The following is a 14977-nucleotide window of genomic DNA, read 5'->3' on the forward strand; positions in this document are numbered from 1 at the left end:
ATGTATTCAGCTAGGGAGAATCTGAATGTTAGGGTATAAAGCGATCAGTCTAGGCTTGCTATCAACTTTATTGCTAGTGGGGTGTTCTGATGACGATAGTGCAGCGCAAAAGAGTACTGGAGAGGGGCATTCTGTTGCTCAGGCGTTAGAAAAGCAATCTGCTGGAGATGTAAATGAGCTTAGTATTGCTATCCTTGATATTTCCGAGCGTGAATTTGGCGATCTAAACGCTATCTCCCTTCTATTTAATACGCCTATCAAGCCTGATCAGTCTTTCAAAAAGTATATAAAGGTTGAACCTCAATTAGGTCAGCCCATTTTAAGTGAAGATGGTAAAACGCTTTACTTCACGGGTATTGAGCCGGCGACAGAGTATCAGCTTGATCTAGGAGCAGGTCTTGAAGCTGATAACGGGTCAGTGATTGAAATCGGTGTATCAACAGAAATAAAGACGCGCTCCTTATCCAGTCTGGTTTCATTTGAATCGGATGGCTTAGTTATGGTGCCAGGTAAAGTCGATTCTCTCCCTTTAATTGCTGTTAATGTCCCAGAAGCAGATATCAATATCTACAAAGTGAAGCCGGATAAAATTGTAAATTTCTTCGCTGAGTATGCTTCCTTAAACGACAGTGACCGTTGGTACTATGATGAGACACAATTAGGGCAAACTGTTGATTCGGTTTATAGCTCACGTCTTAAAATTAGCACGTTACGCAATCAGCGAAATAGAGCAAGTTTCCCGGTCAGTCATGTTCCTGGCATTGAGGAAGGTGGAATCTATTTAGCTACGGTCAGAGCGCCGGGAGGTTTTGATTTCCAGGCCACTTGGTTCACCGTCTCTGCTGTGGGTATTCAGGCAAGGGATTACGGGGAAAGTACCCGCTTTATAACGCAGGATGCAAAGAGCGGAGGCTTACTAGCGGGTGTTGAGTTAAGCATTCTCGATTACAACAATAAAGTTATTGCGTCAGGCGAGAGCGATTCTAACGGCGCTTGGGAAACAGATAATGAGTGGCAGCGTAAATCACCCAGATTAGTCCTTGGCAGGAAAGGGAATCAAGTTACAGTACTTAACTATCATGCGCCTAACTTTGATCTATCGGATTTTTCTGTTTCAGGGCGAAAAACCAAAGTAGAGGAGTATTTTACCTATTCACCAAGAGATATTTATCGTCCGGGTGAGGAGTTAATTATTAGTACCTTGTCGCGTGGTATGGATGGTGAGTTATTCAGTAATCCTTTAATGATTGAATTGATCAAACCAGACGGTGAGAGTGCAGGCAAATGGCGAATAGATGCTTCAACAACAGGCTATTACGAATTTCGTCATATTTTGGGTGGGTCGGCACCACTCGGTGAGTGGCAAGCTCAAGTCTTTAATCCAGCAAAGCCAAAGCTAAAAGAGCGTTTTTCTTTTAAAGTTGAGGAGTTTCTGCCGGAGCGTTTACGTCTTGATTTAGGGCAAAGCACACTCACCAGCTTTAGCTTAGGTGACCCAATCACTTATCCTATTAAGGGTGAGTATCTATATGGCGCTCCGGCGTCAGGTAACAAGCTAGATACTCAAGTATCAGTTCGCGGTTGGGCACAGCCTTTTGAAACCTTAAAAGGATTCCATTTCGGTCATTCTGACAACGTTCCATGGCAGCAATTTAACTTAGATTCACTGGAGCTAGATAGCGAAGGGAAAACGGTTACTAAATTAGATAAAAAGCAATTTGATTGGAGCGGGTTTGATTCCCCCGCGCAGTTAAAGCTGCGCTATAGCTTATATGAAAGTGGTGGCCGGGCAATTAATCGCCATAAATCAGTTTTGCTCTGGCCGCGTAATAGCTTTGTGGGCGTGAAGCCCAAGTTTGAAAATGATGTTTCAGATTCAGAACAGCAGATAGCGTTTGAAGTTGTTCGTGTTAATAAACAAGGAGAGCTGTTAACTCAAGGGGAAGCTAAGGCTACATTGTATCGCCTAGAGGAAAAGTATTTTTGGAGTCACACACCTGAACGAGGTTGGCATTATCAAATAGAGAAGAATGAGTATCCCGTTGCGCACGAGGTTCTCAGCTTTACCTCGGGTGAACCTCAAGCACTGAGTTTGCCCGTTGAATGGGGTCGCTATCGTTTAGAGTTAGATGATTATTTAGGCAAAAGCCAAACGGTTTACAGCTTTCAGGCTGGAGATAATTGGTACAACGCGTGGAACAGCGCATCAGATCGAATTAAACCGGATGAAGTCACTGTTGCACTTGATAAAGAGTTTTATCGTGTGGGTGATGTTGTTAATGTGAAATTAGCATCGCCGACGGAAGGAACCGCAATTGTACTGCTTGAAACCGATAAAGTTTTGCAAACGGTTGAAGTTAAATTGGTTGATCGAAAGGCTGATGTAGAGATCAAAATACCGCAAGGCTTAGCGCGTCACGATGCTTATATTTCCGCCTTTGTTGTCGCTCCAACAGAGCAACAGGATAAAGTGAGTAAACGCAGTTTTGGTATTGCACATCTACCGCTCAAGCGTTCGGATCGGAGACTAGATGTTGATATTCAAGTGGCTGACAAACTATTACCCGAAACCTCTGCGAATGTAACTGTTTCTGTCAAAGACCATTCGGGCAATCCTGTATCAGGAGATGTTTATGTCACGCTAAGCGCGGTTGATAGTGGTGTTTTAAGCCTAACAGGCTATGAGCCTCTGGATCCCTTTGAGTTCTTCTATGGTCGTCGTCGTTACCAAGCGGCTATTACCGACATGTATGATGACTTAGCAGAACCGACGTTAAGTGATCAGGCAGAGATTCGTTGGGGCGGTGATGGTGAACTAGCACGAGGAGGGGAAGCTCCACCGACTGATGTACAAATTGTTAGTTTGTTTAGCTCTCTGGTTAAAGTGGAGCAGGGCCAAGCTAGCATTAAGCTGGATCTTCCCGCGTTTGATGGTGAGTTAACCCTTAATGCAGTGGCGCACAGTGATCAGAAATTTGGGGATGCTAGTGAAATTACTAAGGTCGCTTCTCCCGTCGTAGCTCAGTTATCAATGCCACGCTTTTTAGCCCTAGGGGATAAAGCGAATCTGGCGTTAGACCTATCTAATGTGAGTGGTATTGAGCAGAATATTAAGCTGACGTTGAGTACAGATAGTGCGGTAGCTCCCACAAATAAGGACTATCAGCTACAGCTAGCTGATGGAGAAAAACAGATCATACACTTCTTAGTGAGTGCCTCTCAGCTGGGCGCGGGCGAGATTAATGCAGAGATTGAACTGAGTGATAGCTCAGGGAAAAGCATTAGCTTAAAACGTGAATGGACCTTAGGCGTTCGATCCGCTTACCCCGCTGTTTATGATCAGAAAACAGCCGTTCTACAAAAAGGAGATGTGACAAAGTTTCCATTTCCTGAGCTCAGTGGGCTTTCGATGGATACTGTCTTGGCTCAGCTTAGAGTAGGAACAACTCCGGATTTAGGCGCAAAAAGACATTTTACGCAATTAATGAACTACCCCTATGGCTGTTTAGAGCAAACGACCAGTAAGTCTCAGCCTCTCTCTGTTTTATTAAAACATGAGGCTACGCCTGCATTCGCTCAGGCTGTTAGTGATACAAAAATCCAGCAACAGATGGGTGCTGCGCTGTCTCGCTATGCTGAATTGCAAAAGGCGAATGGTTCGTTTGGCTTATGGGACAAGTTCTCACCGGAAGAGCATTGGCTGACTGCTTATGCAGCGGACTTTTTATTACAGATGCAACAAGCAGGGGTTTCTGTTCCAGAAAGTTTGCTCAGTCAATCTAAGCGCCGGTTGAATGCTTATATTCATAAACGCACGGCTCATTCAGTGAAAACATGGTCGGATATCCCTTCCCATTATGAGATCTCATATAAAGCGTTTGCAGCATATGTATTGGCGAAAGAGGGACAAGTTACTTTAGGTCCATTAAGAGAGCTTGTTGAAACTCAGTTAGATGATGCTAGAGGCATGGTGCCGGGTGTTCATCTGGGGTTAGCAATGATTGAAACCGGTAGCGTTGAAGAGGGAGAGAAGATTGTTCAGACAGCTTTAAATCAGAAAAGAGCGGAAGGTTACTTAGGTGATTATGGCTCTGTAATACGCGATCAGGCGATGGCTATCCACTCTGTTTTAGGGTTTAAAGCGGCTTCTAAAGCTCTAAAGAAAAAAGCGATGCAGTTAATACCAGAGCTGCTTGTAGAGATGAAGCAAGCGAAGTGGCTAAGTACCCAAGAGAGAGCTGCTTTGTTGCACCTCTCGTCAGAACTGTATCGAATCGATTCTGCGGGCAAATGGGAAAGCGACCTCAAAACCGGTGAATTGGTTGAACTGATCTCTGCATCAGGCGAGTTAGGGCAAAACCTAGCAATCTCTACGCTGGCTGAAACCTCTCTGACAAACACCGGGGATAAGCCGATTTTCGCTAGCTACAGCTGGACAGGCTTAACCGAAAATATGCCTGAAGCGGTGGACGAGGGTATTCGTATCAGAGTAGAGCAGTTCATGGTGAAAAATAGCGAGGCTGTTGGATTACAAAAAGGCCAAGTGCTTAACATGGGAGATACTGTATTAACGCGCGTGCGTTTGTACAGTGAACAACGTGTGCCTGATGGGCTCTTGATAAACCTTATGCCGGCAGGTTTGGAATTGGAAAATCAAAACCTACAAAACGCTTTAAAGCTAGAAGATATCAAGTTAGAAGGGGAGCCTCTTCAGCAGCGAGTGCGGCTTACTTATCAAGCGTTTAAAGATGATCGTTATGTTGCGGCTATGGATATCCCAGCAAAACGAGAGCAAACACTCTATTTCTTATCTCGTGCTGTGACGCCAGGAGAATACAAGGTGCCACCTGCAATGGCTGAATCTATGTATAAACCAGCGTATAGGGGGATTAGCAATAGCATTAAATCAATTTCGGTTATGCCGTAATTGATGGTTTGGCTTAAAGGTTTTTGCTGTCTGCTATTGATAGCCCTGCTCACTGTAGCGGGGCTGTTAGTAGCAGATCATCTATCTCCTCTTAAATTACCCAATCAAAGTGAAGACTTTGCCTCTATCGTATTAGATCGTGAGGGTGAGCCTTTACGTTCATTTGCAGATAAAAAAGGCGTTTGGCGTTATGAAATATCAGTTGATGACGTTTCGCCGCGTTATATAGATGCGTTGATCGGTTATGAAGACCAGTATTTTTATCAGCACTTTGGTGTAAACCCTTTTAGTTTAGGGCGTGCTGCTTTGCAGTTTGTACAAGAGGGACGAGTCGTTTCAGGCGGGTCTACCTTGACGATGCAGGTTGCGCGGATACTCCACCCTCATTCACGCACGGTAACAGGGAAGTTAAATCAGATTTTTAGAGCATTTCAGTTAGAGTGGCACCTGAGTAAAACTGAAATTATGGAGCTCTACCTAAATTACGCACCTTTTGGCGGAACGCTAGAAGGCGTGCAAGCGGCCAGCTTACAGTATCTGCATAAACCGGTATCCTCATTAAGATATTCTGAAGCGGCACTGCTTGCCGTACTCCCTCAAGCTCCCTCAAGGCTTAGGCCCGATCGCCATCCTAAACGTGCTGAAAGTGCGCGCAATAAAGTACTTGAACGAATGCTATTACAAGAGCGTTGGGATGAATTGACTGTCACTACAGCTAAAGAAGAGCAGATTGCTGTATGGCCACTAGAAACACCTTCGGATGCGCCCTTACTCAGTAGACGCTTACATCGGGAGTTACCGACGCAAAGGGTGATTAAAACCACGATTGATTTGAATATTCAGACCCAGTTTCAAGAAAGCATTCAGGCCTATGTTTCTAATCTACCTGAACAGATATCAGCCTCAGTAATCCTCGTTGATAATCGATCAAGTGAAGTATTGTCTTATGTTGGCTCGGCAGATTTTTATGATGATCGCCGTGCAGGGCATGTGGATATGACAACCGCTGTACGTTCACCGGGATCGACGCTTAAACCATTTCTATTTGGTTTGGCTATAGACGCTAACCTAATTCATAGCGAATCATTGTTAGCAGATGTACCGCGTGTACAAAGTCACTATCGTCCCGGAAATTTCAGTCAAGGTTTCTCAGGCCCAGTATCAGCTTCACAAGCATTAGTTCGATCACTGAATTTGCCATTTGTGCAGCTTATTGAAGCCTATGGTTCTCAAAATTTCGTCAATAAATTACATCATGTAGGGGTGGGTTTAAAGATTCCTCAGGGGGGAGCTAACCCTACGGTTATTTTAGGCGGCGCAGGTTTCTCACTCGAAAAGCTTGTCACAGCGTACAGTGCTTTTGCGAATGAAGGATATGTTCGGCCTTTACAGTATTTGTCTGATGCTCGATCTGACCTTACGGGCCTGCTTAAAAGCAAGGATAAAAGGCGACGACTATTAACTCCAGAGTCTGCTTGGATAACCTGGAATGTACTGCAAGATGTGCCACTGCCGTTGAACATGCGCTATGGCTTATCACGGGAAAGTTTACCTCCTATAGGTTGGAAAACTGGAACCAGTTGGGATTATCGCGATGTTTGGGCAGTAGGAGTATCGAAAGATTATACCTTAGGTGTTTGGTTAGGCCGCCCTGACGGAAAGCCTATGGAGAAAACGATGGGTAGTCTTTTAGCGGGCCCACTTTTATTTAACCTTTTTGGTCAAATAGATCGTTCAAATGTGGAATTGCCTCAACCTGTGAATGTAGAGGAACAGTCCATCTGTTGGCCTGATGGTCGAAGAGCAAGCCTGATTAAAGATAGTCATTGTCATATAAGAAGGAGTGCGTATATCAGTAAAGGGAGTGCACCGCGTACGTTGATGCCGGGCTATCAGTGGGGCAGCGATCAGGCACTCTTTTTTAAGCCTGATTTAGCATATCAAGCGAGCCCAGAAAGTGGTCTACGTGTATCGATGAGTTGTTTAGATAAAGCTGTTCTTAAAACTACTTATTTATGGCCTGATGTATTTGATACTTGGTTACGCCCTGACAGACGAAAATATAATCTGTTACCTGCATTTGATCCTATTTGTACAACGATACAGCAAAGTAAGGCTCAATTAAGAGTTACAGGGGTTAATCATGGGCAGGTATATCATGTGCTCAAGGAGAAGCCTTTGACTCTTAGACTCAAAGTGGAAGGGCCGACGGGGAAAATATTTTGGTATTTAAATGGTGACTTGCAAGATGAGTACACGGCAGAGATATCGCTTACGCTGAATCAACGAAGGGACTATGAGTTGTTTGTGCAGGATAAGTCAGGAAGAACCGCACGCTTAGAGTTTAAATTGCTCTAATTTGGTGGTGATAGTTTGGTAGCTATTGCGTAGGCAACCGAAGTGTTCAAGCGTTAGAGCTTAGACTTTATAACCCGCTTCTAGGCTTTAGTATTCAGTCATTTGGTTAGTCATTTTAGCAGAATGGGTTGCCTGATCAGTATTAACTGCTCTATTATTTAGATCTTTCTAATATAGAGTGGGGCGGCTTTGAATGTTAAAAATAACCGGGATGTTACTTTCTACTTTCCTTCTACTACCAATAACCTCTTTCGCAAGTCCTGAGGATAATTATCCGGAATCTTTGCTCTATAGTCAGCCAAAAAAAGTGGCTAAGAATGTATGGACATCTATTGGCGCAACTCAATACTACAGTTATGAAAATGGTGGGCACAATAATAACCTGTCTTTCGTTATCGGAACGGATTCCATCCTAGTGGTAAATGGCGGTTCATCTTATCTTTTAGCAAAAGCCTTGCATGATGAAATTAAAAAAATCAGCGCTCTACCCGTTAAGTATGTGGTTGATGAAAATGGTCAGTCGCATGCGATATTAGGCAATGGGTACTGGAAAGAGCAAGGTGCGAAAATTATTGCTCATGTAGATGCGCTTGAAGAGGTATCAGAGCAGGGCCTTGAGGGCTTGGAGAATCTACAAACAATTTTAAAAGAACGGGCTGAAGGAACAGAGCTTATAGCAGTCGATGAAACTTTTACTGATCAGTTAACGCTCGATTTGGGTGGTTTAAAGGTTGAACTTATCCATTTTGGTCCAGCTCACTCGGTTGGTGATATCTCAGTTTTTGTACCTGCCAATAATGTACTGATTGCGGGTGATATGGCTTTCCAACAGCGTTTACTGCCTATTTTTCCTGATACCGATACTGCCGAATGGTTAGAAACTTGGAACAACGCATTTGCTCCGTTTGCTGAAGATAAAATTATTATTCCGGGTCATGGTGATGTGACTGACTTCAAAACCGTCGATCAATGGACCCGAGGCTATTTAGCGTATATCAGGGCTAAAGTAGCTGAACTTTTAGAAAACGATGGCTCGCTTGAAGATGCTTACCTAATTGATCAAAGCCCTTATGCCCATTTAGAAACGTTTGATCAGCTTGCTGCTAAAAACGCAGGGCGAGTATTCGAAGCCATGGAGTTCGAATAATTTAAACATCAGTGTTGGTTTAAAGTTTATGCCAAGAGGAATAGATAAAGATTAGTAACCAGACATCGTAAGAAGTAGCCTGATCTGTGTTAGCCCGTTAAAATAGAGACCATAATGAATGAGTTGATAGGGTAGGCGAATGAAGAAGTGGTTATGTTTTGCAGCAGCGTTGATGATGTCTATTTCTATTAGCTCCGTTCAGGCTGCTAATCCAGTTTGGCAAGAAAACAAAACAGAGTCTGTCTATGAAATAGACGTTTACCATAGCCCTACGTGCGGATGTTGTAAGGGGTGGATTGAGCATCTGGAAGATCACAACTTTTCTGTCAACAGCATAGAGATGCATGATGTCTCGCCGATTAAGCAAAAACTGGGAGTACCTGCACAAGGCGCTTCCTGCCATACCGCTGTTGTTAATGGTTTGGTTGTGGAAGGGCATGTTCCCGCTCAAGATATAAAAACACTACTTAATCAGAAAATACATAATACGCGTTTATTGACGGTGCCAGGAATGCCGTCAGGTGGTCCGGGAATGGATATGCCGGGGGCTAGAAAAGATGCGTTTAAAGTCTATGCCGTATCAGATCAAGATGAGGTCAGTACTTATAATGAGTACGAGGGCTATTAATTTTCTTGATTCAGAGAGCTTTTTACAAGAACCCTTTTGCCTCGAAGTTCTCAATTAAGCGCTATTAGTTAAGAGGTATTAGTTAAGAGGTATTAGTTTAAAGGGATTAGTTTAAAGAGATTAGTGTAGAGGGATGAGCTAAGAGCTTTTAGCTAGGAACTTTTAGATTAGAGCGGCTGGATAAAGTTTTATAGAAAACGGCGCAGATCAAAGAGTGCAAAGATAATTGAAATAAAGGCGAACAGCTGTTCGCCTTTATCATATCTATCTGCTGATTACTTACGAATACCTTCGATATTCAGATCCATATAGACAGTTTCAGCGGCAGGGCCTAACTGGTAGTTCATGCCAAAGTCTTTAGGCTGTATCGCTACGGTGCCAGAGAAACCTGCACGGTATCCGCCCCAAGGGTCTTTGCCTTCACCCACTTTTTCTACATCAATAGCGATCTCTTTCGCAGTTCCGTAAAGGGTTAGCATTCCTTTCATTACGCCACCGCCATTTTCATTAGGCGTGAACGATGTGCTTTTAAATGATGCAGTAGGGTGTTTGTCTACATCTAAAAATTCATCGCCGCGAATATGTTTATTACGCTCAGCATGGTTTGAATCAAAGGATGCAACGTCAACGTTTACACTGACGCTGGATGCTTCTGGTTTAGCCGCATCGTAACTGAATTCACCTGTAAACGTGTTGAAACGACCTTTTAACCAGCTTGTTCCCAAGTGGCTGATACGAAACTCAATGGATGCATGAGCTCCCTTGGTATCAATGACATAGTCAGCGGCATACAGTGGTGATGCAGTGATAAGAGAGGCTAGAGTTAATCCCTTTATAAGCTTTGCTTTCATTATGCTTCCTCGCGTAGCGCAAGCATGCGCTTCAGTGTTGTATCTTTATCGATAAAGTGATGTTTAAGAGCAGCTATTGCATGAACCGCTGCTAGCGTGATTAAAACAGTGGCAACAATAAAATGTACGGTACCGGCTAGATCTTCCTTATTTTGAAAGGCTACAGGTGGTGCTGGAATACTTATTAGCGTATTGAACAACTCAATTGCGCGGCCATCGGCAGTTGAGATCAGATAACCTGATACTAGAGTTATTAGTAATAGCAAGTAAAGAAGTAGATGAGCCACCTTTGCCATCGCCTGCATGACTGCTGGTTGTGGCAGTGCTTTGGGTGGTTTGTTAAACGCTCTCAAAATCAGTCTGATAGCTAAAGTGAAAGCTACCATAATGCCAATACTTTTATGCCATATAGGTACAGTACGATAAGCAGGGTCGTAGTAGTCGAGTGTTTCGATATAAAGACCGAGCGGATAGAGACCAATAATTGCAAAAGCGATTAGCCAATGCATGATGACCGGCCCCCAGCCATAACTGTTTTCATCGTTCTTAAGTTTATGGTTAAGTACCATCGCTAATATCGGCCCCATGAAATTTAATCTGATTAATACAATCACAGCCTTTATAGGCTTACATGTAAATTTACTTTTCTTTACGTGTTTAGTTTTTTAGTCGTGATTATCTATTTGCTTTTATGAGTCTATCGGTTGATCATTAATGCGTCTAATGCATATTTAATATCTTGGTTATGTTTCAAATGAATTTACGTTCCGTTGATTTAAATCTACTCGTGGTACTTCAAGCTTTGCTTGAAGAGCGTCATGTATCGAAAGCGGCTGATAAGTTACAGATGAGTCAGCCTGCGGTCAGTCGCGCTTTACAGCGGCTAAGGTCAACCTTAGATGATCCTATATTGGTGAGGACAGCTAATGGATTTGATCTGAGTGCAAGAGCGGTCGAAATTAAGCAAGCTCTCAAGCAGGTGCTGGTGGATGTAGAAGGCATTATGCAACCACAGGTGTTGGAGCCTAGTAAGGCAGAAGGAGTATTGAAGTTAACGGGTTTAGATTTGGAGCTTGTGCTCCTTATGCCAGCAGTTATAAAGGTGTTACGTAAAAAAGCCCCTAATTTACGCGTTGAAATTGTTCCTCAGCAAAGTGAGCATTTCAATCTGTTAGAGCGCGGAGAAGTACATTTCCTAGCCACAGGGCTACAACCCAAAACAATCCAAGATCAATATCGCCGGATGGCTATTATTAAAACAGGCCATCTTTGTGTCATGGATCGTAACAATCCCTTAGCGGGGCAGGTTATGGCATTGGATGATTATATTAACGCTTCTCACGGATTGGTCTCTATTACAGGGAAGGGGCCCGGTATCATGGATGAGGAGTTAGCTAAAATGGGCTATCAGCGAAATGTAATGTTGCGCTTAGCAAACTTTATGTCAGTTCCTGAGTATTGTATTGGTTCAGATCTAGTTTTTACATTGCCCGTAATTATGGGGGAGCATATTGAGTCTAACTACCCGTCGTTAGTGACTTGTCCTTTACCTGCCGAATTTAATTTGCCAAAGGTTAAGCTGTATCTCTATTGGCATGAGCGATTTCATCATGATCCAATGTGTCGATGGGTGAGGTCAGAGCTCGAGTGCTTGCTAGAGAATAGCTCTGTAGGTTCGAGCCTTAAAGAAGATGAGTTTATTAGATAAGAGTGTTTTAAAGCGTTTGTCTGAGCTACTACATCTGAAAATTGATTTGGAATCGGTCTAAATGAATTACTCGCTTGCGATAAGCTAAATAATACAAATACTGTAACGGTGTTTATGTCTTAATAGCTTTAAGTTCTCATGATTCCTTCTCTGTATTGACTGTATTGACTGTATTGACTGTATTGACTGTATTGACTGTCTTGATACAGTTTCGTCCGGATTTTTTGGCCTGATATAAAGCCTGATCTGCGGCAATAATAATATCTTGAACGCGTGTCATTTTTAGTAGGCTACTATGAAATACGCCTACACTAATCGTAATGTTGATCGGGTGTCCTTCATATTCAAATTTGTGGGCTTCAATTTGAGTGCGTATCTTTTCAAAAATGGCAATTGTTTCCTGATGTTGGGCTCTGTTAAGCAGCAATACAAATTCTTCCCCTCCGGCACGATATAAATGATCGTATTCGCGTGTTCCTTTAGCCATAAGATTGGCTAGTTCTTTTAGTACATAATCACCTGCGGTATGACCAAGTGTGTCGTTTACTCTTTTAAAAAAATCAACATCAATTACACCTAATGCAAAAGGTATTTGGTGCTGTTCGCTCTTTTTAACTAATTTCTCTACGTCACTTTCAAGTGTTAGCCTGTTTTTTAGCTTAGTCAGAGGGTCCAGGGTAGCGAGCTCTTTTAGCTTTTTATTCGCTATTTCTAAGTTCTTTGTACGGAGTTCAACTATCTCTTCAAGATTTTCAAGCGTACGGTCTTGAGCTTGCTGTGAGGCGATAATTGAACGTGTCATTGGCTTGAAGATAAATATAACTTCTAGCAACAGTGCGATTAACGTGGCTATCCAAACGATTAACTCTAAATCGTCAATTCTTGCTAAACGGTCTTCACCTTCTGTTTGATATTGTTGAACAGCTTTGTTGAGATCGATAAGAAGCTGCTCAGATTGTTTATCAATAGAATTCAGATAGCTTATTCTAAGCTCGTTGCTAGTGGTTTTTTGGAGTTTTTGCGCAATATCTAAATAGTTATTTACTCGTTCATAAAGTCTCATCTTCCCGAAATACATTTCTTGAATAGCATCTGATACATCTACTTTTCTATGATTTGAAAGGACACCCGACGACAATTGCGTATTAGCTTTACGCATGTCGGTAATGTTTTTTCTCATCTGAGATAAGTGTTGATCAGATATGGAAGAATGGGATTGCTGGGCATTGCTAAAACGGTATGCATCCAACGCTATATGTTGGCTTAACATACGTTGTCTACCTGATAGGTTTACAATATAAGCTGTTGCATCGGAATCTGATAATGCTGATTGTAGAGTGTAATAAGCGGATGTAGAAAGCACTGCTATGATTAAGACCGCAAGGAGATAGCGTCCCGTAGTAGAACGGTAAATTGTTTTTTCCATGCTATGTTGCTTGATTGCCATGATTCCTTCACGCCGTTTTAACAAGGTGATTTTATATTACCATGCTTTTAGTAATTGCTTTGTGACAGCGTTGAATTACCAACGCTGTTAAGTGTAGAGCATGGCTATTTCAGGCAGATACAGTTTAGACGTAATCTGCTTATAGAGTCTTTTTCTTAGGTTGAACTATTAAGCTGAACTATTAAATTGAGCTATTAAGTTGGGCATTTTAGTTAAAGATGACTGCCTTGCATCATCTGCATGGTTTCATTGCTCCAGCGTAATGCTTCAAAGTAGGCCTCGGAATAAACTTCCTTAACTGCAGTAGGTAGTTCAAAATTGGATTGGCCAATCATGTAAAAATTCACTGCTTGTAATAGTTGTCCTGTTTTACCTTCGTATCGGGTAATTGCTAACTCAATTTCATCTGAGACGGATAATTGCTCTAGAAGAGTTTTCTGTTCAATTTCCAATAAAGCATCAAGCATGGAAAGCACTCCCGTTAAAAAAGCGAGCTCTGAATCCACTTCTTCTGTTTTGTAGGCGATACACTCGCTCATTCGTGCAGTGATGAGAATTTGGCGGATCAATTCACTAGGTTTGTCATCATTACTTGAGAGTGCTAATAGGGTTGCCCATTTGTTAATTTCGTTCATACCTAAAGCAACAATAGCTTGAGTAAGGCTTTCTAGTTTGGTTGGCAAGTTATAGCGAGCTGAATTAACAATACGTAATAGTTTAAAGGTAAGTAACGGATCTCTAGAAGTGATATCAGCCAATACGTCTGGGGTTACATCTTTATCTTGAAGTGCAGCCAGAAGGTGGATGACGATGGTTTGATTTGAGGAAAGCTTTTTTCCTTGAATCTTAGTTGGTTGAGATAAAAAATTTCCTTGAAATAAGCGAAACCCTAGTTGGTGACAGCGATCGTAAGCTGAGTGGTTTTCTACTTTTTCCGCTAACGCAGTAACTTTGAAACGTTGAATGTTTTTAAGCTGAGCCGATACTTCTGACTGACTGTATTTACTAATATCAATTTTAACAACATGCGCTATCTCGAGCAGGGTGTTGTAGTCAGGGTGATAGGTAAAATCATCTAAAACTATACGATAGCCTGCTTCTGAGTATTTACGCAGTGATGCTAGTAATTCTTCAGTAACCGGTTGATCATTTTTTATTTCGATCACAAGATTATGTCGAGAAAGGCTGGGTAAACTTTCTGTTTTGATGAAGCCTTCCGTAACGTTCAAGAACGCAGGCAGTGATTTCAGCGAGCCTGAATCATAGATGCTAGTAAAGTTATTGATAAGTACATCACAGGCTTCTTGATCGCCATGTAGAAATTTTTCAACTTGGTTGCCGTTTTGAGACTGATACAACAGTTCGTAAGCAACCACATTAAGATCGCGATCAAAGATGGGCTGCCTTGAGAGTCCAAGTTGATTGAAGTGCTCTTCCATAGAATATTTCCTTTTGAATTACTTAATACTGCATCTATGCAGATGTTCTATTTAGTACATTATTAAATCAATCAGCTTGCCCTTACCTTGCAAGGGAGGCTTTTTTCTAAAAACTCGCCACAATTACCTAATCATATTAGCCGTAAATCTTGTGAGTCTAGTTTTAGTTTAGTCAAAACTAGACACTTTTACTTTAGGGAACCTGCGAATAAGTCCCGAACTTTCTCAGTGGGCAGTAAATCGACTTAATGCGCGAAAGGTAGCGTAGTGGAATGACGAGTCCTTTCCAAGCTGCCTGACAAAGCAGGAAGTCGATTTAATGCCCACCCTTCGGGGCTTGCAGATCGATCCAATTTTTTCGTTAACGATTTTCGACAGGTAACCAGCATGCCTGTAATCGTTGCCTCGAACTTGAACCGATCTGTAAGCCTGAGGTGTTTGGGGCTTGTTCGTAGGTTTGTATGGACTCCCC

General features: G+C 42.4%; 9 protein-coding genes. 5 read left to right on the top strand and 4 right to left on the bottom strand.

Annotation, left to right across the window (positions count from 1 at the left end):
- The first annotated feature begins 25 nt into the window (after window positions 1–25).
- The 4 genes from B4K11_RS15235 (at window position 26) to B4K11_RS15250 (ending at window position 9060) form a co-directional block, all read left to right on the top strand.
- On the top strand, window positions 26–4927 hold the full coding sequence (locus tag B4K11_RS15235; RefSeq protein WP_292951208.1) for an alpha-2-macroglobulin family protein: 4902 nt from the start codon (window positions 26–28) through the stop codon (window positions 4925–4927).
- Between the two features lie 3 nt (window positions 4928–4930).
- Entirely contained in the window at window positions 4931–7285 is a 2355-nt protein-coding gene (pbpC, locus tag B4K11_RS15240) for a penicillin-binding protein 1C (protein WP_292951206.1), read from the top strand.
- Window positions 7286–7478: 193 nt separating this feature from the next.
- Window positions 7479–8432 carry an MBL fold metallo-hydrolase gene (locus tag B4K11_RS15245; RefSeq protein ID WP_292951204.1) on the top strand — a complete coding sequence of 318 codons (954 nt, stop codon included), beginning with the start codon at window positions 7479–7481 and terminating at the stop codon, window positions 8430–8432.
- A gap of 139 nt (window positions 8433–8571) precedes the next feature.
- Complete coding sequence (locus B4K11_RS15250) at window positions 8572–9060, top strand: DUF411 domain-containing protein (RefSeq protein ID WP_292951202.1); 489 nt, start codon at window positions 8572–8574, stop codon at window positions 9058–9060.
- A gap of 275 nt (window positions 9061–9335) precedes the next feature.
- Here the strand turns inward: B4K11_RS15250 and B4K11_RS15255 are convergent, their stop codons facing one another.
- Both B4K11_RS15255 and B4K11_RS15260 read right to left on the bottom strand, forming a co-directional pair.
- On the bottom strand, window positions 9336–9911 hold the full coding sequence (locus B4K11_RS15255; protein ID WP_292951200.1) for a YceI family protein: 576 nt from the start codon (window positions 9909–9911) through the stop codon (window positions 9336–9338).
- Entirely contained in the window at window positions 9911–10498 is a 588-nt protein-coding gene (locus B4K11_RS15260) for a cytochrome b (RefSeq protein WP_292951198.1), read from the bottom strand. Before B4K11_RS15260 ends, B4K11_RS15255 begins: the two co-directional genes overlap by 1 nt.
- A gap of 167 nt (window positions 10499–10665) precedes the next feature.
- Here B4K11_RS15260 and B4K11_RS15265 point away from each other — a divergent pair, with 167 nt between their 5' ends.
- Entirely contained in the window at window positions 10666–11619 is a 954-nt protein-coding gene (locus tag B4K11_RS15265) for a LysR family transcriptional regulator (RefSeq protein WP_292951196.1), read from the top strand.
- 136 nt (window positions 11620–11755) lie between these two features.
- On the opposite strand, the gene B4K11_RS15270 is transcribed toward B4K11_RS15265, so the two are convergent.
- Together B4K11_RS15270 and B4K11_RS15275 are read right to left on the bottom strand one after the other, a co-directional pair.
- A complete protein-coding gene (locus B4K11_RS15270) occupies window positions 11756–13045 on the bottom strand; it encodes a diguanylate cyclase (RefSeq protein ID WP_292959451.1) in 1290 nt (429 codons plus the stop codon).
- A gap of 233 nt (window positions 13046–13278) precedes the next feature.
- A complete protein-coding gene (locus B4K11_RS15275) occupies window positions 13279–14505 on the bottom strand; it encodes an EAL and HDOD domain-containing protein (protein WP_292951192.1) in 1227 nt (408 codons plus the stop codon).
- Window positions 14506–14977: the final 472 nt, after the last annotated feature.

Source organism: Neptuniibacter sp. UBA6509 (assembly GCA_002435145.1).
Lineage (GTDB): Bacteria > Pseudomonadota > Gammaproteobacteria > Pseudomonadales > Balneatricaceae > Neptuniibacter.